General features: G+C 51.7%; 16 protein-coding genes. 8 read left to right on the forward strand and 8 right to left on the reverse strand.

Annotation, left to right across the window (positions count from 1 at the left end; all coding sequences use genetic code 11):
* Positions 1-152 precede the first annotated feature (152 nt).
* From AC6I7T_RS04485 to AC6I7T_RS04510, 6 genes are all read right to left on the reverse strand, one after another.
* A complete protein-coding gene (locus AC6I7T_RS04485) occupies positions 153-926 on the reverse strand; it encodes an ABC transporter permease (protein ID WP_497792115.1) in 774 nt (257 codons plus the stop codon).
* Positions 923-1903, reverse strand: coding sequence for an ATP-binding cassette domain-containing protein (locus AC6I7T_RS04490; protein ID WP_497792116.1), 981 nt, complete (start codon positions 1901-1903; stop codon positions 923-925). Before AC6I7T_RS04490 ends, AC6I7T_RS04485 begins: the two co-directional genes overlap by 4 nt.
* Positions 1904-2162: 259 nt before the next feature.
* Positions 2163-3383, reverse strand: a complete 1221-nt coding sequence (locus AC6I7T_RS04495; protein ID WP_497792117.1) for a glycoside hydrolase family 88/105 protein — start codon at positions 3381-3383, stop codon at positions 2163-2165.
* 169 nt (positions 3384-3552) lie between these two features.
* On the reverse strand, positions 3553-4998 hold the full coding sequence (locus AC6I7T_RS04500; protein WP_497792118.1) for a rhamnulokinase: 1446 nt from the start codon (positions 4996-4998) through the stop codon (positions 3553-3555).
* A 493-nt stretch (positions 4999-5491) separates the two neighbouring features.
* Positions 5492-5719 (reverse strand): hypothetical protein, encoded by a 228-nt coding sequence (locus AC6I7T_RS04505; protein ID WP_497792119.1) that lies wholly within the window; start codon positions 5717-5719, stop codon positions 5492-5494.
* A 607-nt stretch (positions 5720-6326) separates the two neighbouring features.
* A complete protein-coding gene (locus AC6I7T_RS04510; protein ID WP_497792120.1) occupies positions 6327-6506 on the reverse strand; it encodes a hypothetical protein in 180 nt (59 codons plus the stop codon).
* Positions 6507-6798: 292 nt separating this feature from the next.
* Between AC6I7T_RS04510 and uvrA the strand changes: the two genes are divergently transcribed.
* Genes uvrA through pyrE form a run of 3 tightly spaced genes read left to right on the forward strand, consistent with a single transcriptional unit; the run spans position 6799 to position 11181 of the window.
* Positions 6799-9657 carry an excinuclease ABC subunit UvrA gene (uvrA, locus tag AC6I7T_RS04515; protein WP_497792121.1) on the forward strand — a complete coding sequence of 953 codons (2859 nt, stop codon included), beginning with the start codon at positions 6799-6801 and terminating at the stop codon, positions 9655-9657.
* Positions 9654-10553: a CPBP family intramembrane glutamic endopeptidase gene (locus AC6I7T_RS04520; protein ID WP_497792122.1), complete on the forward strand. Its 900-nt coding sequence runs from the start codon at positions 9654-9656 to the stop codon at positions 10551-10553. Before uvrA ends, AC6I7T_RS04520 begins: the two co-directional genes overlap by 4 nt.
* A 25-nt stretch (positions 10554-10578) precedes the next feature.
* Entirely contained in the window at positions 10579-11181 is a 603-nt protein-coding gene (pyrE, locus tag AC6I7T_RS04525) for an orotate phosphoribosyltransferase (protein ID WP_497792123.1), read from the forward strand.
* Positions 11182-11344: 163 nt separating this feature from the next.
* On the opposite strand, the gene AC6I7T_RS04530 is transcribed toward pyrE, so the two are convergent.
* Complete coding sequence (locus AC6I7T_RS04530; protein ID WP_497792124.1) at positions 11345-12088, reverse strand: OmpA family protein; 744 nt, start codon at positions 12086-12088, stop codon at positions 11345-11347.
* Between the two features lie 286 nt (positions 12089-12374).
* Between AC6I7T_RS04530 and uvrC the strand changes: the two genes are divergently transcribed.
* The 5 genes from uvrC (at position 12375) to AC6I7T_RS04555 (ending at position 22662) form a co-directional block, all read left to right on the forward strand.
* The gene (gene uvrC, locus AC6I7T_RS04535) at positions 12375-14273 is read left to right on the forward strand and encodes an excinuclease ABC subunit UvrC (protein ID WP_497792125.1); all 1899 of its coding nucleotides are present in this window, start codon (positions 12375-12377) and stop codon (positions 14271-14273) included.
* A gap of 663 nt (positions 14274-14936) precedes the next feature.
* On the forward strand, positions 14937-16361 hold the full coding sequence (locus tag AC6I7T_RS04540; protein WP_497792126.1) for a phosphatase PAP2 family protein: 1425 nt from the start codon (positions 14937-14939) through the stop codon (positions 16359-16361).
* Positions 16362-16609: 248 nt separating this feature from the next.
* Positions 16610-18211: a Na+/H+ antiporter gene (locus AC6I7T_RS04545; protein ID WP_497792127.1), complete on the forward strand. Its 1602-nt coding sequence runs from the start codon at positions 16610-16612 to the stop codon at positions 18209-18211.
* Positions 18212-18482: 271 nt separating this feature from the next.
* Positions 18483-21149 carry a glycoside hydrolase family 3 C-terminal domain-containing protein gene (locus AC6I7T_RS04550; RefSeq protein ID WP_497792128.1) on the forward strand — a complete coding sequence of 889 codons (2667 nt, stop codon included), beginning with the start codon at positions 18483-18485 and terminating at the stop codon, positions 21147-21149.
* A gap of 136 nt (positions 21150-21285) precedes the next feature.
* Complete coding sequence (locus tag AC6I7T_RS04555; protein WP_497792129.1) at positions 21286-22662, forward strand: APC family permease; 1377 nt, start codon at positions 21286-21288, stop codon at positions 22660-22662.
* A 54-nt stretch (positions 22663-22716) separates the two neighbouring features.
* Here AC6I7T_RS04555 and AC6I7T_RS04560 read toward each other — a convergent pair whose 3' ends face one another.
* On the reverse strand, positions 22717-22848 hold the full coding sequence (locus tag AC6I7T_RS04560) for a hypothetical protein (RefSeq protein ID WP_497792130.1): 132 nt from the start codon (positions 22846-22848) through the stop codon (positions 22717-22719).
* Between the last annotated feature and the right edge of the window lie 85 nt (positions 22849-22933).

A 22933-nucleotide genomic window follows, 5' to 3' on the forward strand; every position in this document is an offset into this window, starting at 1 on the left:
AGTTTTAGTAGGGACCGGCAGCAGAGGACAGAGTGGTTACTCTGCCAGAGAAGCGAGGTCCCCATTCCGCCAATTACTGTGGCGGAATGGGTAGAAAGTACGGCCCAACTCGTGAGTTTTCGATGGACCCAAACGTGGTAAGGAAAGATCGTCTAAATAGAACGTTGATAAGAACGAAACGCCCGGGTTGCAATTGCAGCGGCAACAATTCCAAAGACAACCAGAAATAGCATCCGGCTCAAAACGAATGCCCAATCGGGATTGGCTCCGAGTGCTGCCCGGCCTGCTTCTACACTCCAATTAACAGGATTAAAGGCCGAGACCGTTCGAATCCATCCTGGCATGACATTCTTCGCCATAAAGACCGGGGAGAGAAAGGTCAGCGGCAGCAACAAAAAATTAGAGGCGCCAATTACCGACTCCTCCTTACGAATTGTGATTGCCATAGCATTTGAGAATGCTGCAATTGGCATCGCGAGCAAGGTTGCACTCAGAATCAGAGTTAGTATTCCGAGAATGCCGCCCTCAAAACGAGCCCCCATAATGAAGCCCAGAACCAGCAAAATAATGGACTGAATAGTACTCACTACGGCCATCGAGATAAGACGACCACCGATAAGCGCAACTCGACTGACAGGTGAAACCAGGAAGCGATCAAGAATGCCGCGTTCAAAATCATTGATCATCCCCATACCATTCCACCCAGCAGAGAAAATTGCGGTCATCACCACGATTCCGGGAGTAAGAAAGCTGATGTAAGAGCTGGCATTAAAACCAGGAAGCTCTACAACACGCTTGAATAATTGGCCATAAAGCAAGAGCCAGACAACTGGCTGTACAAGGGTGAAAGCAATATACCAGGGCTGGCGCATAAGAGCGCGGATCTGGCGAGTTGCGATCCACCAGGAATGCAAAAGAACTCTCATTGTTGGGCTCCTTGATCGGCCTCGCTGAAACTACGCCCCGTATGCCGCAGATAAACATCGTCCAGGGAGGGACGATTGACGCGCACAGAAGCAACGCTGATCCCCTTCCCTTCCAGCGTGGTTAACATTGAGGGAACAGCCGTAGCTCCATGTTGGGCGCGTGCGCGCAGAGATCGACCGGAAACGACAATCTCTCCAATCCCGTCAAGTGATCCGAGGGCATCCTTAACACGCTCCTCCGAAACTGCATCCGCCATCTCGATATGTACCGCATCGCCAAAGAGCTCACTCTTGAGCTGCTCGGGAGATCCTTCCACAACCACACGCCCACGATCCACAATCGCAACACGACGGGCAAGATGATCTGCCTCTTCCAGATAGTGCGTCGTCAACAGAACTGTCAGCCCTTCTCCGGAAGCCAGATGTGAAACCTCCTCCCACATCTCCGAGCGGGCTTCCGGGTCAAGCCCCGTCGTTGGCTCATCGAGAAAGAGAACCTTGGGACGATGAATCAAGCCCATCGCAATATCCAGTTTTCGCTGCATGCCACCGGAGTAAGTCCGCACCAGCCGATCGGCAGAAGAAGCCAGATTAAAGCGATCGAGCAGTTCATTGACTCGTTGCTTCAGTGGATTTCCGGATAGGCCGTAGATCTTTCCCTGAAGAATAAGATTCTCTCGCCCTGTAGCGGAAACATCGCCACCAGACTTCTGCAGCACACATCCAATGGCAAAGCGCACACGCGACGGATCGGAAATAACGTCGATCCCAGCAACACGAGCCGATCCGGAATCGGGCCGAGATAGAGTATTCAGAATTTTGACAGTTGTTGATTTCCCAGCACCATTCGGCCCCAATAAAGCAAAGATATTACCAGCTTCTACAGAAAAGCTAAGTCCATCCAGAGCTCGAACTTTATTGGGATAAGTCTTGACGAGGTCATTAGCCTCAATGGCACAGCCAGATATTATCGCCATTAAGTCTCCAATTTCACAAAAACTCAAACAGATTACAACTCTATAACAACGTGAGCGAAAGCAAAACCGGCACAGCCGTCTCCAGTGCACGGACGTTGATTCAGATTCTTTGTTTATGCAACCTGCAACCAAAACATTTTAGCTATGTGGGACAGAACGAGAGAGGAAGAGATGCAGCTTGCAGTATGCCGCAAAGGATGAGAATGAAAGGATGGGAGCCGGGAGAAGGATCAAAAGCCCTTCTCCCGGATAAGGAAAACTATTTGTGTGCGGCCATGCGACGGACTTCGGAACCCGCTAAGAGAAAGGCCCCAACTCCGTAATCATAACTTGCAGTTGGACGGTAATGCGCGGGAGCAGCGCCTGTCTGCTGAATACATCCAATCCGGCCATCGGCATAGATGTGTCCTAACATTCCCTTCCACGCTTTCTCGACAACAGGAGCATATGTTTTTCTATCTAGAATGTGTTCATTAATTCCCCACGCAATTGCATAGGTGAAAAGTGCTGAACCTGAAACCTCAGGCAAGGGGTAATCTTTAGCATCAAGCATGCTCGCATGCCAAAGGCCCTCTTCATTCTGAAGAGTCTTCACGCGTTCCGCCATTTCCTTCAACAGAACGATATATGCTGCCCGCCGCTTATCGTTCTTCGGCATATGCTGAAGAACGCGAACGATACCACCCATCACCCACCCATTGCCTCGTGACCAAAAGATTTTCTTGCCATTCGGCTCTCTTTTATCGAGGAAGGTCACATCCCGAGCAAAAAGATGCTCGTCATGGTCATAAAGAAGGTTGTAGGTCTTTAACCATTGCTGGTCCATGTAGTCCAGATACTTTTTGTCACCTGTTGCGGCATACATTCTGACCCAGACAGGAGGAGCCATATACAGAGCATCGCACCACCACCACGGTATCCTCTTGGGATCTTCAGGAGCAGTAATTAAGGCATCCAACTCTTGCTGGGTTGTTTTGATCCATTCCGGATTCTTCTTTTTGTTATGGAGATATAGCTCCAGATACATCTGCGCTACACTCTGATTATCCGCATTGGGCAGATGACTCCGTAATTGCCAGTGATACTTTTCACCTACGGCTTGCATCGCGTCCCGATATTTCTGATCGCCAGTAGCATCGGCAGCGGCAAGAAAACCAGTATAAAGAACGCTAGAGGTCCAAATAAGATCGTAGTAAGGCTGCCACTTATCGAGTTCCCAATCTGCAACTTTACGAATTACTTTATCCACCTCAGGCACGGTGAGCTTTGAAGAGATATCCTTCGCCAAAGGACCGCCATCCTCCGGATCGTCGCCGAAATGACGGCTCTTGTCCTTAGCGATTCCGGCAAGCTCTTCAGCCGTAAGAGGAGGATATTGCTGTTGCGCTGCATATGCATTCTGATTGCAAAATGCAGCCGTAAACGAAGCTAACAGGAAAGCTGCAGTACCGGAGCGCAGCAGAAATGACTTATGGAACATCACGAAATCTCTCCCATCTGACCATCGGGATCAGGTGTTCGGTTTCCGCCACAGAATCATGCTACGGCGGAGCTCTTTAAAACGTAGAAATGTGAGACCTCTTTAGTGAAAAACCTACGGGAGGAGGGCTGCCTGGCCCTCCCTTCTCCGCACACGATCTCCTCAGGAGCTACTGCGAGACTGCTCCATTTAAAAGATTTGCCCAGCGCGCAACGGCATCGATCTTGACACCGAAGGAACCGCGCTCTCCGGCAAGACAGGCAAGTTGGATTGCGAAGTTTCCAACCGTAGAACTCTCCGCAGGTCCTGTCACGATGACAACTCCGGATTTCTGTTCGGTAAGCCGGTTCAAATATTGATTCCGGCTGCCACCGCCAACAATACATACCTGATGGAAGTTTGTTCCGGTAAACCTCTTGATGTCTGCCAATACCTTGGCATATTTCGCAGCCAAGCTATGGAAAAGGAGATTCGCAACCTCTGGAGCCGCTTCAGGAGAAGCTGACAGCGGTTTTCCGCCCTTCTCGACAATTTGCCGATTGATCCGGGGCAGCATTGCTCCCGGCTGAGAAAGGTCCTCGGCATCAACATCGATACAGAAAGAAGGGATCGGCAATTGTTCACAAGCCGCGACGAGATCGGCGATCTCCCATGTTTTCCCGGCGTTTGACCATTCCTCCATACACTGCCCCAGAATCCACATGCCGTTTACATTGCGGAGGAAACAATAGCGGCCATCGAGTCCGCCAATGTTCGTGAATCCCGCTAACCGGGCCTCTTCCGTCACGACCGGCTTCTCTACAACCATCCCGACCAAAGACCAGGTCCCGGAGCAGATAAAGGTCTTGTCCTCTCCGGAAAACGGGCTGCCGGCTACGGCGGAGGCAGTGTCGTGACATGCCGGAGCGATTAATGCAACGTCTTCCAGTCCGGACTCCTTTGCAAGAGATCCTTGTATCCGGCCAATGACTGTTCCCGGAGGAACAACTTTAGGAGCAGCCTGAATTGCCTGCTTTGCCGCAGTCAGGATCTCCTGGCTCCACTCACGGGAAGATAAACCGACCAGTTGAGTGTGGGTTGCATTGGTGTATTCCGAAACGCGCTCTCCACCCAGCCTCGACAATAAGAATTCGGGAAGATTTACCCAAGACATCTCCGAAGGAACACCCTTCTGGTGATCTGCATAGAGCTGAAAGAGAGTATTGATACGTAAGGGCTGTATTCCGGTAAGTTCGAAGAGATGTTGAGGAGACACGATTTTGAGCAAATCGGTTTCCGCAGTGGCGGTGCGTTCGTCGCGATAACAGAAAGGGTCTCCTGCTGGTTTGCTGTCCTCGAGAAGACGCACATAATCTACAGCCCATCCGTCGACGCCGACCGCAGCGATACCTTCCGGTGCTTCTTTCGCACATAACCGAAGGCCTTCGTCCATGAAGTTCAAAATAGCCTGCAGATTCCAGGTGAGTCCCTTAGGAGTCTGCACAGGGCCATTGGGTATCCGGTGGATGAGCTTCCAACTCGGTTCTCCGTTGATCCAGCGAAGCAGTGAAACACGGCAACTCTGTGCGCCTAAATCGATGGCCACTAAAGCTCGGCCATTTGCTGGTATTTCCATCTTTCTTTTCAGATGCTCCTGACTGAAGCGCCATTTCCCCTCTAGTTATTCACTACGCAGGGCAGGCAATTTCTAAAAAAGGGAGCCTCTGCCTCCAAATCCCTAGAACTGAAGCTCCTGTCGTTTGCTGCCCATGCCTGTACCGGCAGGAGGCAACAGAACGTGTGCTTTGCTCTCGGCAACCCATCATACCGGAGAATTACAATAGAGCAACAGTTTCAAATTTCAATTTTAGTGATTATTATGACAGGCTCAATGCTGAAAAATCATTTGTTTTCTGCCGTATCCAGCAGAAATTGAACTGGTAGGACAACCTATCCCGATTGCCGGGATGACGGACAGAAGCACCTCTTCAAGCGCACCCCGGAGAAACTATCAAGTACCCCATAAACGAGAACTTTGCGAACCAGGAGCTTCCTCCCTCAATCAATTCAGGACGGGCCAGTCATTGGACCAATGGATTGTCTTAATCCATTGATATGACGCACCATTTTCACTCGACTTGAGGGCATGAAAGATCAGCAAGTCTCCGCGCTCGGCATCGCCCGGGATCAATCTCTCTTTGCTTAATCCCCGACCAGTAACTTCCATAGGTCAGCCACACACGCCCATCCACATCGACCAGAACATTCGGATCAATAGCATTGAAATCGTCTCCCCAATGTGAGGCAAGGACAACGCCGTTATCAGCCCATGCATAAGCAGGATCCGAGCGATCCAAGGTAGTATTTCGTTGCCAGCCCAATTACCGACTGCTGTGAGCCCGTCGTAGAACCGGCATAGTAGACGTGATATTTGCCATTGAAATAGGAAACATCGGGAGCCCAAAGTCTTCCGGCACCAGGGACCGCGCAGTTGCAAGCCATGACGGAATCTTTGTGAAAACGGAGCCGCAGTCCTTCCACGAGATAAGGTCACTTGAACAGCGAATGCTTAAAAAGGCATCTGTCGGAGTCCCGTTACTGTCGGAGCTAAAGGAATACCAAGTATTCCCCTGCCGGATCAGGCTTGGATCGTGTACCGGAGTTACATCGCCAAGGGCAGAATTAGAACCGAAAAGGATTGCGATACCCTCTAACGGAGTTGTAAGAGCCGATTGGGAGAGGGAGAGGTCTGTACCGCACGAAACGCACACGAGGGTAAGGCATACAAGTCCCACCGCTGCTAGGGAGCGGGAGAATGACTGCATGACCCTTCCTGGCTTCTTTCTACTGGGGAACCGTTATTAAACGGTAATCCCCATTAACGAAAGGACCAATAACACTAAAGTGGTATAGGGAAATTGGGCACAGATATATCCCTTGAACGGCTGCTCAAGGGGATCGCGCTTAGGAAACGCGGGCTACCTGTGTCTTGGCACTACGCACAGAAGAAGCAGCTACCGAACGGGCATGGATGCGAAGGATGGAAAAGGCACCTACACAGACGCCATAGGCCATCAAAACGCCGAATGCCATTGCTGCCAGGACTGCACAGATCAGCATGATCGTATTAACTAAATCCTGCATTCACTCAACCTTCAGAAAATAAGGTCCAACGTGCTCTTCCAATCGGCTGCTAGGGACCTTATCGACCCGAAGCTGTTTTCCGTGAGACAGAAAGATTATAAAAACTTGAACCCGTAAATCATTGTCTCAGAACTTGTTGAGCCTTCATGTATATTGTTGTTGCTTATTAAGATACCCCTATGACAGATTTCTTCCAATAAATTTCAACGAAATCCATGGAGACCTTTCATTTTGTGGTACCCATTCCCGTTTATGCTTCAATTCGAGTTTTCGCCTAAAATTTCCCTAGAGCATGTCCATTTCACATATCACAGTGCGCGGTGCGCGCCAGCATAATCTTCGCGACATCAGTGTTCAGATCCCACGCAACACACTGACTGTAGTGACAGGACTATCTGGCTCAGGAAAATCCTCCCTTGCCTTCGATACGATCTACGCCGAAGGCCAGCGACGCTATGTCGAAACCCTTTCTGCCTATGCCCGGCAGTTCCTGGATCAGATCGAGCGTCCCGATGTCGACTCCATTGAAGGACTAAGCCCAGCCATCTCCATTGAGCAAAAGACAACCAGCCGGAGTCCTCGCTCAACGGTCGGAACTATCACCGAGATCTACGACTACCTCCGTCTGCTCTATGCCTCGATTGGAGTTCCTCATTGTCCCAAGTGCGGTCTCGCTATCTCCCGACAAACTGCAGAGCAGATAGTTGAGAGAATCCTGGCCTTGGCTCCTGGGGAACGTGTTTCCATCCTGGCCCCAGTTGTTCGCGGGCGTAAAGGAGAATTTAAGGATCTTCTCGACTCGCTGGACCAAAAAGGATACAAAGCCAGAATCGATGGACAGATTCGCGATTTAGCCGACCCTATTCAGCTGGAGAAGAGAAAGAATCACACGATCGAAGCTGTCATCGATCGTCTTGTCCTTAAGGGTGGGGTGGAAAAGCGCTTGGAGTCCTCGGTCTCCCAAGCGCTGCAACTGGCAAACGGATTGGTGATGGTTCTGGTTGCAGGCAGCAACGAGGAACAGCTCTTTTCGTCGTCCATGGCCTGCCCGGAATGCGGACTGGACGTTCCCAAGCTGGAGCCACGCAGTTTTTCGTTCAACTCCACCTATGGAGCCTGCCCGGAGTGCCATGGGCTCGGGAACATCTACGATTTCGATCCCGCCAAGATCATCACCGATTGGTCAAAGCCGCTTCTAGATGGAGCTTTAGGGCCGGGATCTGCTTCCCAATACCTTCACCGCCTGATTGTGCTGGCAGCCCAGAAGTACAAGATCGATCTAAAGAAACCCTTCGGCGAGCTGCCTGAAAAGCAGCAGGATCTGCTACTTTTCGGACCACCAAGAACGGAAGCCCCAAAGACCGGATTCCATGGGATCCTCGCCTATCTTCACGAGGCCTTAGAGGAGTCCAAGTCGGAGGCATACCGTGAGTACATGCTCGGCTATATGTCCGCCTCACGCTGTCCTGCATGCAAGGGCAAGCGTTTGAGACCGGAGTCCCTGGCCGTCACCGTTGGGGAGATGTCCATCTCTGACTTTACGGCTCTTTCCTTACGGATGGCTCTGGAGTCAGCACGCCAGCTCAAGCTTGTAGGACGCGATGCTCTCATTGCAGAGCGACTGCGAAAGGAAGTTATCGAGCGGCTTGAATTTCTGAATACCGTCGGGCTTGGGTATCTCTCCCTGGATCGTGACGCTGCCTCCCTGTCCGGCGGCGAAGGACAACGGATTCGTCTAGCTACACAGATCGGCTCAAGGCTGCGAGGCGTCCTCTACGTCCTGGATGAGCCCTCTATCGGTCTCCATCAGCGTGACAATATGAGGCTGATCACAGCACTGGAGTCTCTCCGCGATCTTGGAAATACCGTCCTCGTCGTAGAACACGATGAGGACACAATCCGACATGCAGATTACGTTCTGGATCTTGGTCCGGGAGCTGGACGCCTCGGAGGACTGGTTGTTGCAGAAGGTACGCCGAAGCAGATCATGGAAACTCCGGATTCTCTCACCGGGAAATACCTTTCCGGAGAGGCGGGAATCCTACATCGAGCCGAACCGCGCCCATTGACCAACAACTGGATCACGGTAAAGGGCGCTCGCAGCCATAACCTTCGCAATCTGACGGCTCGCTTCCCTATCGGAATCATGACAGTTGTCACCGGGGTAAGCGGTAGCGGCAAAAGCACCCTGGTCAACGAAATTCTTTATCGGGCATTAGCCAAAGAGATCTATGGATCAAGAGAAGAGCCGGGAGAACACACAACTGTTGAGGGTATCGATCAGATCGACAAGGTAATCCAGATCGATCAGTCGCCGATTGGACGTACGCCCAGATCCAACCCTGCAACCTACACCGGCGTCTTTACAGCAATTCGCGATTTGTTTGCGATGTTGCCGGAATCCCGCCAACGCGGATACAAGGCTGGCCGCTTCTCCTTCAATGTTGCCGGCGGACGTTGCGAAGCCTGCCAGGGGGACGGACAGCGCAGAATTGAGATGAACTTCCTTCCTGATGTCTACGTCCAATGCGAAGTCTGCAATGGCCGTCGTTACAATCAGGAGACCCTGGCCGTGAAATTCAAAGGGCACTCGATAGCCGACGTGCTCGATCTGACAATCGAGGATGCTCTTCCCTTGCTAGAGGATATTCCTCAAGTTCGGCAGAAGTTACAAACTCTTGTCGATGTCGGATTAGGCTACATCCATCTGGGACAGAGTGCCACCACGCTGAGCGGAGGCGAGGCGCAGAGAATCAAGCTGGCCCGCGAACTCTCAAAACGTCAGACTGGACGCACGCTCTACCTTTTGGACGAGCCAACGACGGGTCTTCATTTTGACGATGTCCGTAAACTACTTGAAGTTCTTCATCGCTTGGCCGATCTCGGGAATACGGTTGTGATTATCGAGCACAATCTTGACGTTATCCGTAACGCCGATTGGATCCTCGATTTAGGTCCTGAGGGCGGAGAAGAAGGCGGCCAGATTGTAGCCGAAGGCCAGCCGCAAGACGTGGCCCAAGTAAAGGAATCACATACGGGACGGTTCCTGGCAAGGTATTATGCCAGCAGCCCAAAAACTGCCGCTCCTACGATCCAAAAGGAGAAGGCGAAAAAGCCCGGAACAACGCGCAAGAAAGCAACTGTTTCATGACTCCTGATTCACCATTAACGCCGTGGCCCGAGGCAAGTCTTCCCCACGAAGCAACTCCTCTTCTCGCCCCGGAAGCGGGTCCTCGGTTGATCCCACACCTGGGACACGTCGTCGTGTTCTTCTGCATACTTGGCCTGTCCTATGCCTTGGTGTGGTTGACCCTCATCATGGCAATTGCAATGCACGTTTTTGGGAATCTCCCGGTTGCAGAATTGCAGAAAAACACCTTCATTCTGGTGGGGATGCTTGCCGTAATCTATGGCATGACGGCGGGGCTTAGTTCCCTAATCATGCCTTATCTCTGGGATCGCAGTCTGTCGGAAGGCGTTTCCTGGTGCTTTAGTTCGGCAAAGAAGCATCTGCCCGGATTCATTGGGTTGGGTATTTGCATCAGCCTGATCGTAGAACTGCTGTCCAACTTTTTACCCATCCCGAAGGGCTTACCAATCGACGAATTCTTTAGGACTTCTCGTTCTATTTGGACAGTCGCCTTTTTCGGTGTGTTTATCGCGCCCTTCTTCGAGGAGCTTGTCTTCCGTGGCTTCCTCCTTCCTGCACTGGCAAACACCTGGGAATGGGCCTCCAATAAGGTCAAAGGACAGGACAAGCTCATAGTCGACGCTACTGGACAAACGCAGTGGAGCTTACCGGCGATGATCTTTGCCTCACTTATCACCAGCGTGGGCTTTGCGATTATTCACTCTGAACAGCTGGCACATTCCTGGGCTCCGCTCGCTGTTCTCTACTGTGTCAGCCTGGTTCTTTGTGCCGTACGCTTCTCAACGCGCTCCCTGGCTGCCAGCTCAATCGTTCACGCCGCCTACAACCTTACCCTTTTTGCAACCATCTTCTTCGCAACAGGAGGCTTCCGCCATCTGGAGAAGATTCAGAGTTAGCGCACAATGATCTAAAATTCTGGTGATGCTTACCGATCACCAGAAGCAACTCTTGGGGCTGTTGGCGAAGCTTTCCTTCAAGCTCGGCGAATTCAAACTCTCATCCGGAGGAACAAGCGATTACTATATCGATTGCCGGATCACCACGTTACATGCTGAGGGTGGCCGCTTGACCGGCCATGCAATTCTCGACCTCCTCCACGAACATAAAATCAAACCGGCCGCTGTCGGGGGCCTGACCATGGGAGCCGATCCTATCGTCTCGAACGTGGCTACAGCCAGCGCCTGGTATGCGAGGGAAAACCACGGGGCACCGTTGATCCATGGTTTCCTGGTTCGCAAAGCGGAAAAAGCTCACGGAACAGGGCGGAAGATCGAGGGCTTCTGCGAAAAAGGTGCGTCCGTACTGGTTGTAGACGATGTATGTACGACGGGCGCTTCCACCATCACGGCGATTGAAACGGTTCGTGAAGCGGATATGAAGGTGGCAGCTGTAGTGTGCCTCGTTGAGCGTGAAGAGGCGGGTGGCAGAGCTGCAGTAGAAGCCGCAGCACAAGACGCCCCCTTCTTAAGCCTCTTTACCGCAAAAGACGTTCGTGCCGAACATATCAAGCACCTGGCGATGTAGCTGGCGGAAATAGCATGCCCCATTAGCAATTGCCTCAGTTTTGGCGACTGCTGTTTCTCCTAATATTTTATACTTTTAAGCCAAAGAGCAAGAGGGGCTGCCGCACAATGCGGCAGCCCCTCTTGCTCTTTGCATGTCATCCGTTGCGGGAGAACTACGGTTCTTATTGTTGCTGCTGCGGTTGCAGTTGAGACATGCTGCCCTGAGAACCACCCATATTCGAAAGCAGTTGAATTTCTACTCTACGGTTCTTTGCCCGTCCCTGAGAGGTATTGTTGCTGGCGACGGCAACGTCCTTCCCAATGCCGATCAGGTAAAACTTGTGCGCAGGAATTTGGTACTTCGAAGCCAGATACTGCACTACAGCATCAGCCCGGCGCTGGCTCAAATCATAGTTGTATTGGGCACTTCCGGTTGAGTCGGTGCCTCCAGTAATTTCCAGGATGTAGCTCTTTGCACCCTGTATCTGAGAGGCAAACTGATCGAGCTGCTCCTTGTCCTTCTTAGTCAAGTTCGATTTATCGAAACCAAAGGTCACAGACACATCGCCCATTTGCTTGTAGTTATCAAGATTCGCTACCAGTCCTGCCAGGCTGTCGGCCCGGTTGACTGCTTCCTGTGCAGAGTGCTGAGCCTGGTTTGCCGCTTGGCCAGCCTGGTTTGCGTTCTGTGTCGCCGAATTGGCGGATTGCTGAGCTTGAGCGATTCCCTGTTGTGCCCGATGATCTACATCCTGAATATTCCGATTATTCGTCGCAGTAGCATCATCCAGCTCATTCGTCTTCTGAATGACAGGAGTGGTCTGATTCCTCACGTAATTCTTGGTCGTACAACCTGTAGCGAGCAGAAGGGAAAGGACCCCGGTGATGGAACCAATCTGCAAGGACGTCCGTTGCATCCGTGTCATATTGATGGCAACTCCAAACTATCGCCGAAGCCTGCTAAGGCGCGCGGCGGATTGAACTCCAGGGAGAACCTACTCCCTTTTCATATTGGCAATATGCAAGTAGAGAGCCAAAAAGATGCTTTTCGTATTTCCGTTTAGAATCAATCAGATAAATTGATCTAGCACTTTTGTAAAATGGTTCAAATAAAAGATTTCGCGTAATTTTTACATCTTTGGGCACTCCTTTCTGCCCGCTCTCCACGGGATCCATCGAAGCGAATAAACTGAGAAGTGAGCACCTGCCACAATGGATCTTTACGAGAAGATACGCACCCTACCTACCGGGCCAGGAATTTACCTCTACAAGAACGCTGAAGGCGAAATCATCTATGTAGGTAAGGCCAAGAATCTCCGTTCACGCGTACGCTCCTACCTTCTGGAGGCGTCACAGGCCAACGCCAAGACAGGCTCGCTCATGCGAGAGGCCGTCGACCTGGACTACATCACCGTCGACAACGAGCGTGAAGCGCTTGCTCTCGAAAACAACTTCATTAAGCAGAAAAAGCCCCGCTTCAACATTCTTCTTCGCGACGATAAGACGTATCCCTACGTAAAACTGACTCTGGCAGATCGTTTTCCAAAGGTCTTTGTCACCCGACGGCTAAGGAAAGACGGAAGCGCCTACTACGGCCCATACTTTCCAGGGAACCTCGCTTACCGGGTAGTGGAGCTGATCCATCGGAGTTTTCTGATCCCCAGTTGCAAAGTGGATCTTTCACGCTACCACTCACGTCCTTGCCTGCAGTACTACATCAAGCGCTGTTTAGGCCCCTGCGTTCAGGAGCTCACGACACCTGAAATCTACGGCGAGGCCGTCCGCGACACCCAGATGTTCCTCGAAGGACGTCAACATGACCTGGAAAAGTCGCTGAAAGACCGTATGGAAACGGCGGCCGTCAACGAGCAGTACGAACTTGCGGCCAAGTACCGGGATCTGCTGATCACGGTCAACCAGCTACAAGACAAACAGCGCATTGCAACAGTCGAGAACGACGACGCCGACGTCTTCGGATACCACTACGAAAACGGAATGCTCGCAGTGAACCTCTTCCATATGCGGGGAGGCAAGATCGTGGATCGCCGCGAATTCTTCTGGGAAGACATCCCGGAGCTGATCGGCCCCGAAGAGAATGGCCAGCCGGAGGAATCCGCAACAGAAGAAGACAATCCAGTGCAGAAAAACGGAGAATTTCATCCTGGACTCTTCTTCTCTGCCCTCTTAAAGCAACTCTATATCGACCAGAACTATGTTCCTAAAAGCGTACTTGTGCCGGTCAACTTCACAGATCGTGAGACGCTGCAAGAGTTTCTTACCGAGCGCCGTGGACATAAGGTGGAATTGGCAGTTCCACAGCGAGGAGAAAAGCGCTCTCTCGTCGATCTGGCAGGGCAAAACGCAAAGCAAAGCTACGATCAACGCTTCCGGGTTCTAATTCCTACACAAAAGGCAATTCAGGAGACGTTGCAGGATGTTCTTATGCTGCCCGAGTTGCCCCGGAGAATCGAGTGCTTCGACATCTCCCATATTCAGGGGGCCGAAACGGTGGCATCGATGGTTGTGTGGGAGAAAAGTGGAATGAAGAAATCCGACTACCGTAAGTTCCAGATCAAGACGGTAACAGGAGTTGATGATTTTGCGTCAATGCATGAAGTAGTCCTGCGACGCTATCGTCGTGTCCAGGAAGAAAAACAGGAGATGCCAAGCCTGATCCTGATCGACGGTGGTATTGGCCAGCTACGGGCAGCAGCAGCAGCATTAGAAGAACTCGGACTTACAACCCAGCCACTCGCTTCCATTGCTAAACGTGAAGAATTGATTTATCTCTACGGGCAGGAAGATGAACCGATCGTTATTGATCGCCGTTCTCCAGTTTTGCACTTAGTTCAGCAGATTCGCGATGAATCCCATCGTTTCGCTATTACCTATCACCGCAAGCGTCGCGAAATGCGAGATCGAAACTCGGAATTGTTGTCAGTTCCTGGTGTAGGAGATTTAACGCGCAAGCGCCTCCTTGAGCATTTCGGTAGCTTACGGAGCGTTCAGAATGCCGATATGGAAGCATTAATTGCAGTCGTACCTCGCAAGACAGCCGAAAAAATCTATCAGCACTTTCACCCGGAAGCTGAAACCAGTCATATGCAATAGAAACGAGAGTGAGGCAATAAACAATAGGCCGGAAATGGAGGAAGAGACAGGGGATTTATCATGCCCCTCATCTTTGGTCCTGTTAGTATTGGCTGCTTGTTTTTCGGTGCACTTGGACTAAGGAACGTCCTCCGCTTCAGGAAGAATGGAATTGAGGAATAGAATCCCCTCTTGCAATCTGACTTTTGATCCTTCTCGACTCTCCAGCATATCTGGCAATCCAATTAGCGTATGTACGGAACCTTGCTGGTAATCTTCTGAATTAGCTTAGTAGGACTAAGAAATATCTCCGCATAACTCCGATATGGAACAACCGTATTTATGGAAAAGCGCGGTTGTCCGCTGTCCGAAGACCACAAGCAAGACATGCGATCCAGCATTAAAGCATTTTCCGAAATACTGTGACTTTCCAAGTTAGGTGAAGAGCGGCTTTCTTTGGCAGAAAGCCGCGCCAACTTTATTGCTTTGGTCTACATCTTTTCGGGAAATGCTCCAGTGCCGGATGGAGGGCTTCAAACAGAAATGCAATGAGGTGCTTGTTATCACTCCAGAAATTGCATGACAAATCGATACTGTTCCACAAATGTCATACAACGGAGCTCTGGTTTCAAGACAAGAGCTCTCTGGAAACATACAGAGCAGCGCATGTAATATGATTCAGCCATGAAAAAAACCGGACTATTGCCTGCGTTCTATACAGCTGTGTGTTTTCCCAGCATGTCTTTGGTAATTGGAAGCTTCCTTGCACTACTGCCTATTCAGGTTAACGCACAATCGGCCACGGATATGGCCGTTTTGAAAGGCCTTGCACCGGTAACAGTACTAGCCAACACTCCAGAAGGAAGAGCAGCCCTCGGAGCAAATTATGTGGTTACCGGTGGCATCCAGAATGGAGAAATCAGACAGGCTACGCTTCTGCCCTTTGCGGAACAACAACAGCAGGCACTTCGGGACGCGTTTATTACAGGTAAAAACCTAGCCCAACTGTCCGATGGACTGGGAACGACGCTAGGTTCCGCTTATCTGGCACGGGCCCACTACATCGATGAGAAGCACTTTACCAGCGTGTCTCAGTCTGTAGCAGACGTGATTGCTTATGCTGAAGCTATCACCGGAGCGAACTCAAATTCTGGTAAATACTTCTTCGCAAATCAGACTACCGACGGGAAGACCCCCGTTTCGGCAGAAGCAATGAAGATTCTCAAGGACAACGGTGGCCATCCCGATATGTTCGGAACGAACTATAACCTGCCCGCCGGAAGTCCCGGAGCCGATGCCTACGGTAACTCGCGTCCCTTCCAGACTGAACCAAGTATTCTTCGGTTTGTCGGCCATGACTACCTCAATGTTCGTGCCACCAACGATGTTTACAATCGTGGACCAATCATGAACTTGATCAATAGTCCTTCTTATCCAAGTGGACATACGACCTATGGTTATACCGGTTCAATACTGCTAGCGATTCTTGTTCCGGAGCGATACCAGCAGATGATTGCGAGAGGTGCTGAATATGGCAACGACCGCATCATCATGGGGGCCCATTACACAATGGACGTAATGGGAGGACGAACCCTGGCCATGTATGATCTTGCACATCTTCTTGCCAATGATCCAACCTATGTCGATCAGCCCTTAAAAGGTGCGCCGAGGATCAAGGACTTTCAGGCTGCAATGAAAGCAGCACGTGCCGATATCGTTAAAGCGCTGGAAGCTGGCTGTGGTAACACGATGGAGATCTGCGCTCGTGAGGATACAGGACGCTTGAGCAATGCCGCAGGAGATGAGGCTTTTTACGCCTCCACACAGACCTACAACCTGCCGGTCGTCTATCCGAAAGATGCCAACAGACTCGAAGATGTCGGCAAGCTTGCTCCAGAAGCCGGCTATCTGCTGACCATCGCTTTCCCCTCTTTGACGATGGAGCAGGCTAACCAGATTCTTACCGAAACCGAGGGGCCGGGTGGTGGTTTCCTGGATGATGGCTCTTCGTTTGGTGTGTATTCACGGCTGAATCTCTATGCAGCAGCTGGCAGGGCGACAGCGCTCACCTCAGGCCATTCAAACAACGCGTCATCGAGGATTCAGTAACAACCAAGCTCAAGCTTTCTTCGATCAGAAATACTGACCCCCTAATCTTCCATCTTGGCTAGCGGCCCATATTCCGCAGTCAAGATGGAATATCCTTCTTTACAGGCTTTGCCGCCCCGGTACCACTTCCAGAGCATTTCCGCACCTTCAACTCCCTACGTGTCATCCAATAGGAAAGCGCAAAAACCTTGCGATAAATCTTAAGAAGAGAACACACTATTTGCCATGACAGGGAGCATACCTGCCTGATGGATCACTTGAACTATATCCTGGAACTGCTACTCGGCTTGCTCTGTGCGGTAGCGGCAGTTGCAGGCTTGGCGCGCCGACTCGCAATATCGTACCCAATCGTTCTGGTTGCGTTTGGATTGTTGTGTTCTCTACTTCCACACGTTCCGAATATCCCTCTGCCTCCGTCGATTGTCTTTCTTGTGATACTGCCGCCGCTTCTCTATATCGCGGCCTGGCAGACCTCCTGGCGAGAGTTCAAATACAACTTCGCATCCGTATTCAGTCTTGCTGTATTCCTTGTATTCTTCACCGCCGTTGGCGTGGCCTTCGCGGCGAAGTGGTGGCTTCCAGGTTTCAATTGGCAGCTCGGATTCCTCTTGGGTGCTGTAGTATCACCAACCGATGCAGTAGCAGCAACCTCAATTGCTCGCAGGGTCGGTATGCCCCAACGAATCGTGGACCTGCTGGAAGGAGAGAGTCTCCTAAACGACGCCACCGGTCTTCTGGCGCTGCAATTCGGCGTGGAGATGGTTGTTCAAGGAACCACACCAACTCTGATCCACGGGCTCCTTGAATTCGCGTGGCTAATTGTCGGAGGAGTACTCGTTGGTCTGGCAATTGGGCTCATTGTGACATGGCTTGAGCAATGGGTGAATGACGGCCCGGTAGAGATCGCGCTCTCCCTGATCGTGCCCTATGCAACGTATCTGGCTGGAGATGCAGTGAAGGCCTCCGGGGTGATTGCGGTAGTGGCCTGCGGTCTTTATGTCAGCAGGCGAAGCTCGAGTTTCTTTTCTCCCGAAGTTCGGCTGCAAGCAATGGCGGTTTGGGATGCTATAGAGTTTCTGCTAAACGGACTGGTATTTGTCCTCATCGGACTACAACTCTCTTACGTCCTTACCGGTATTCGCGGACAAAGCAAATTGAGCCTTCTTGGGTATGCCTTGGCATTCTCGGCCATTTTGGTGTTGCTGCGCATGGTATGGATGTACCCGGCAGCACGTATTGCGTGGTGGTTCCGAACCAGAATTGCGCATCAACACTACCTCAAACCTCAATCAAATCAGGTTTTCGTGGTGGGATGGACGGGAATGCGAGGAGTCGTAGCCTTGGCTGCGGCAAATTCCCTACCACTGACATTGAAGGATGGCAGCCCCTTCCCCCAGCGAAGCTTCATCATCTTTCTCACCTTTTCTCTGATCCTGGTAACGCTTGTGGTCCAGGGTCTGTCGCTGCCCTGGCTGGTACGAGTGCTCGGCCTCTCCAAACGCGACACAGGATTTTGTGAAGAAGGAGAGGCGCGACGTCTTCTATTGCAGGCAGCAATTGATTTTCTGGATGAGCGCAAGAATTCCGCAAAAGGAGAGCAGGAGACCCATCTTTACGAAGATCTATTACACCAATACGAACACAAGATCGCAGAAATCGAAGACTGCGGCCCAGATGGAACCACCGCAGAGGAAAGCTCTGTTGGCTTGACGATGCACAGAGTATTGCTGGATACGATTCGGAGGGAACGCGAAGAACTCAACCTCTTGCGCGCAAGCGGGAGAATTGGAGACGGGATACATCGGCGCCTTGAACGAGAACTGGACTTAGGGGAAAGCCGTCTGGCTTGAATTACAGTCTTTTGCCCAATAATTCAAGCTTCCCCTAACGCAGATACCATAATTACAGCTATGAGCAGGAGCTCACGCCTGAGCTCTGCCTGTCCACAAAACGCCTCTGTAATGTTTTCTTGACAGCTGCCTTACTTATCTACTAGCCTTCCGTCCGCAAGATATAAACCGATTTATTTCGACCGCTAAGTTTGTACATCCTCGAGACAACGCTGTCTCGAATCGTTCTCTCAGTCCACTGACCTCAGCTTTATCCGCAAGAGGAGAACCGATGTATTCGATTGGCTTTGTAAAGCGAATTCCCGTTGTTCTGATATTGGCCACCACGTCTCTCATAGCCCAATCAACACAGCCCAATTCAAACCCTCCATATCTGAATCCCTCACTGCCCATCGACCAGCGGGTTGACGATCTTGTCTCTCGCATGACGTTGGAGGAGAAGGCTTCTCAACTGGTCAACCAGGCCAGAGCAATTCCCCGACTCAACGTTCCGGAGTACGACTACTGGAGTGAGGCCCTGCATGGGGTGGCTTCCGCGGGTGTGGCAACGGTCTTTCCACAAGCTATTGCTCTTGGAGCGACCTGGGACACTCCACTACTCCACAATGTTGCTACCGTTATCAGCATCGAAGGGCGGGCCAAGCATCACGAAGCAGTTCGGCAGGGACGCCACAATATCTTCGAAGGCCTAACCTTCTGGTCTCCTAATATCAATATTTTCCGGGATCCACGCTGGGGACGAGGGCAGGAGACCTACGGAGAAGATCCCTTCCTTACAGCAAACATGGGAATAGCCTTTGTAACCGGCCTGCAGGGAGATAATCCAAAGTATCTGCGGACTGTCTCTACCCCGAAACATTTTGCTGTCCATAGCGGGCCTGAGCCTCTACGGCACAAATTCAATGTCGATATCTCGAAGCATGACGAAGAAGACACGTACCTGCCCGCCTTCCGCGCCACTATCGTCGATGGCCATGCAGCCTCGACTATGTGTGCCTACAACAGCATCAACGGAGAACCGGCCTGCGCGAATCAGTTTCTTCTCCGGGATCAACTGCGAGTCGCCTGGCGTTTTAATGGCTTCGTAGTCTCCGATTGCGGCGCGGTAATGGATATATGGTCAGGCCATCATTACACGAAGACCAAAGAAGAAGCGGCTGCCATCTCACTCAAGATGGGGATGGATAACGAATGTATCGACTTCCTGCAAAAGGTCCCCGACAACTCTGACTATGTGAAGTACATCGACGCAGTCAAGCAGGGCTTTCTCTCCGAGAAGGACATGGATGTGGCGTTGCGCCGTATCCTCAAGGCGCGTTTCCTGCTCGGGATGTTCGATCCACCGGAGATGGTCCCCTATGCGCAGATCCCCTTTTCAGAGAACGACTCTGAAGAGCATCGCCAACTCTCACTGAAGACAGCGCGAGAGACTATGGTACTGCTCAAGAATGACGGAATCTTGCCCCTTATAAACGCCCCGAAGAAAATAGCCGTTGTTGGTCCACTTGCCGACAACATTCGAGTGCTCAAGGGCAATTACAACGGGGAACCTTCCCGAGCCACAACCGCACTTGAGGGTATCCGCAAGCAGTTCGCATCCGCCGAAGTAACCTTTGTTCCTGGAACGCATTTTCTACGCGATCCCAAGCCCATGCCCGCCGAATTCTTCACCACTCCCGACGGTAAACCTGGACTGCAGGGAGAATATTTCCATGGCGCCGAACTGAAGGGCACACCAGCTTTAACCCGCGTCGATAAAGGCATCAACTTCAATTTCCTATTCAGGCCTGTTCCAGGCTTCTCTACTGGGGCCTTCGCCTCCGATGATTTCTCCGCTCGATGGAGCGGATTCATGACACCAACGGAGACAGGAGATTATCGAATCGGAATGAAGGCAGACGATGGCTTCCGCCTCTGGATTGACAACAAGCTCATCGTAGAATCCTGGTCCTCTCCGGGACCCGTCACCAAACTCGCTGACTTCCATCTCCAAAAGGGCAAAAAGTACGCGATTAAAGTGGAGTACTTCCAGACAAAAGGTGATGCAAATGCTCATCTCGTCTGGACAAACGACCTCACGAAAACACCTCTCGAAGACGCAGTCGCCGCAGCAAAGAAGGCCGACGTAGTCGTAGCCGTTGTTGGAATCACCTCCGATCTGGAAGGAGAGGAGATGAATGTCCAGACCGAGGGCTTTAAAGGTGGCGATCGAACGACAATAGATCTTCCCAAGGAAGAAGAGGCTCTTATCGAAGCGGTTCAAGCCACAGGGAAACCGCTCATTGTCGTACTCATGAACGGAAGCGCCTTATCCGTTAACTGGGCCAACGAGCATGCAAATGCAATTCTCGAAGCCTGGTACTCCGGAGAAGAGGGCGGCACGGCCATTGCAGAAACCCTCGTAGGAAAGAACAATCCGGCGGGCAGGCTTCCTGTCACGGTCTATACCGGCATTGACCAGCTTCCTCCTTTTGAAGATTATTCGATGGCCAACCGTACCTACCGCTATTTCAAAGGAAAGCCGCTCTATCCCTTTGGATATGGTCTTAGCTACTCGAAATTCGAGTACAGCAACGCCAAGATTTCGGCAAGGGACCTGGAAGCAGGTAAGGACCTGAGCATCGATGCCGACGTGAAGAACAACAGCCAGCAAGATGGCGACGAAGTTGTCGAGGTCTACCTAAACTTCCCTCAGATGCAGGGCGCGCCAGTGCGGGCTCTTCGCGGCTTCACTCGCATTCATCTTGGAGCCGGAGAAACCCAGAGAGTCCACCTTACACTCCAGCCTCGCGATCTCAGCTACGTCAATGAAAAAGGAGACCGTCTCGTCGCACCCGGCTCTTACACACTCTCTATCGGAGGGGGACAACCCGGAACCGGAGCCCCCACCGTAGAGACGGCATTTACCATCAATGGGCAAATGAGCCTTCCAGAATAAGAGCCCGCTCTCTTACAACTCATGCTCAGCCGGTCCTGACGCGGGGACCGGCTGGGATATTCCCGTACATCTATCTGGTAGAGTTCAGTTTTCTCTCCGTACTTTTGAGAAAATAGGGTAGGCTCTCCCTACACGGATGACAACAGCGGAAACGACAGAAGCTAAAAAAGATCTGCCACGAGTCCTCGGGGCATCCCATGCAACGGCTATCGTGGTTGGAACCATCATCGGCAGTGGGATCTTTCTTGTTCCCCAGGAAATGATGCGCGCCGTGGGCTCTTCAGGAATGGTCTACCTGGCGTGGATCACAGGTGGCCTGCTCTCGCTCTTTGGAGCCATGACCTATGCCGAACTCGGAGCGATGTTGCCCTATGCCGGTGGCGAGTATGTCTATATTCGCGGCGCTTACGGTGATGTTCCGGCCTTTCTCTACATGTGGACATGGTTTGCCGTGGCCAAACCTGCATCCATTGCCAGCGTTACAAGCGGACTCGCACGAACTCTCGGAATATTCCCGTCGTTTCACGGACTTGAGAATACTATCGGTTCTCTGCCTTTGACCTGGGGTCAAGTCTTCGCGATCTTCGTTACATGGTTGATCACTGGATTGAATTACCTCGGTATTAAGAAGGCCGGAGATTTCCAGCTTGTCTTTACCTGGCTAAAAGCGATACTCATCCTGGTCATCGTTGGCTTCTGCTTTTTGAGTCCCCTGGGACATTGGAGCAACTTCGTCACAGTCTTTCCGGGTGCTACGGGCGGCTTCAGCGGATTCATGATCGCTCTGATCGCTGCCCTCTGGGCTTATGACGGATGGAACGATCTCACGATGGTAGCCGGTGAGGTCAAAAATCCGGAACGCAATCTTCCAATCGCACTGCTCGGTGGAATCTTCATTGTCGGCGCTCTCTTTATGGCAACCAACGCCGCAATCCAATACGTGCTTCCCGCTGTACAAATTGCAGCATCTCCCCGGCCAGCTGTAGCAGCAATGGCTCTCATCTCCGGCAGCCGAGGAGCAGCACTGGTTTCTGCAGGCATGGCGCTCAGCATCTTCGTCACGCTGAATGGAACCATCATGTCGGGAGCGCGGATACCCTTCGCCGCAGCCCGCGACCGCCTCTTCTTCTCGCGTTGGGCAACGATTCATCCCCGGTTTCAGAGCCCTTCAACTTCACTCGTCATCCAGGGATTGCTTTCGACATTTCTACTGCTAGCCCTGGGACGGTTTCAGCAGCTCTTCGAACTCGCAATCTTTTCAGAGTGGCTCTTCTACATGGTCACGGCGACAACGGTGTTCATTTATCGGCACAAGATGCCAGAGGCAAAACGTCCCTATCGTGTATGGGGATATCCTGTTCTTCCCGCGATTTTCGTGATGGGAGCAGGAATTCTGCTCTACTCGTCGTACTCGAGCAACATCAAAGGCTCTCTCATCGGCACGGCTATCATCCTGCTAGGATTGCCAGTCTTTGTCTGGATACGAAAAAAGTATCCGGTAGCGGCAGCTTAGTTCACGAGGAATAACTGCAGGATTTTGAGCAACAGATGAAGCTGCGTCACCATATCAAGAGCCTTGACCAGCTTCGGCGTACTTCAGATAAGAGGACTCGTCGTTAAAGGCCGCTTCACTCCGGAGATCGACGTAGAGGCCGGATTGCGGTGCAAACTCGATTACGCCTTTGCGCTCCTGTAGCACAGCAGACGCCCCTTAAAACACAGCCATAAATCATTTCTCGCAAGGGCGTGCACTTTCGATTGCCCGTTGAGTAGCGATCCAATCC

The sequence above is a fragment of the Humiphilus diazotrophicus genome (assembly GCF_059726315.1).

Coding starts and splice junctions, on each gene's coding strand:
- AC6I7T_RS04485 (WP_497792115.1), bottom strand. CDS start 926: ATGAGAGTTCTTTTGCATTCCTGGTGGATCGCAACTCGCCAGATCCGC.
- AC6I7T_RS04490 (WP_497792116.1), bottom strand. CDS start 1,903: ATGGCGATAATATCTGGCTGTGCCATTGAGGCTAATGACCTCGTCAAG.
- AC6I7T_RS04495 (WP_497792117.1), bottom strand. CDS start 3,383: ATGTTCCATAAGTCATTTCTGCTGCGCTCCGGTACTGCAGCTTTCCTG.
- AC6I7T_RS04500 (WP_497792118.1), bottom strand. CDS start 4,998: ATGGAAATACCAGCAAATGGCCGAGCTTTAGTGGCCATCGATTTAGGC.
- AC6I7T_RS04510 (WP_497792120.1), bottom strand. CDS start 6,506: ATGCAGGATTTAGTTAATACGATCATGCTGATCTGTGCAGTCCTGGCA.
- uvrA (WP_497792121.1), top strand. CDS start 6,799: ATGTCCATTTCACATATCACAGTGCGCGGTGCGCGCCAGCATAATCTT.
- AC6I7T_RS04520 (WP_497792122.1), top strand. CDS start 9,654: ATGACTCCTGATTCACCATTAACGCCGTGGCCCGAGGCAAGTCTTCCC.
- pyrE (WP_497792123.1), top strand. CDS start 10,579: ATGCTTACCGATCACCAGAAGCAACTCTTGGGGCTGTTGGCGAAGCTT.
- AC6I7T_RS04530 (WP_497792124.1), bottom strand. CDS start 12,088: ATGACACGGATGCAACGGACGTCCTTGCAGATTGGTTCCATCACCGGG.
- uvrC (WP_497792125.1), top strand. CDS start 12,375: ATGGATCTTTACGAGAAGATACGCACCCTACCTACCGGGCCAGGAATT.
- AC6I7T_RS04540 (WP_497792126.1), top strand. CDS start 14,937: ATGAAAAAAACCGGACTATTGCCTGCGTTCTATACAGCTGTGTGTTTT.
- AC6I7T_RS04545 (WP_497792127.1), top strand. CDS start 16,610: ATGGATCACTTGAACTATATCCTGGAACTGCTACTCGGCTTGCTCTGT.
- AC6I7T_RS04550 (WP_497792128.1), top strand. CDS start 18,483: ATGTATTCGATTGGCTTTGTAAAGCGAATTCCCGTTGTTCTGATATTG.
- AC6I7T_RS04555 (WP_497792129.1), top strand. CDS start 21,286: ATGACAACAGCGGAAACGACAGAAGCTAAAAAAGATCTGCCACGAGTC.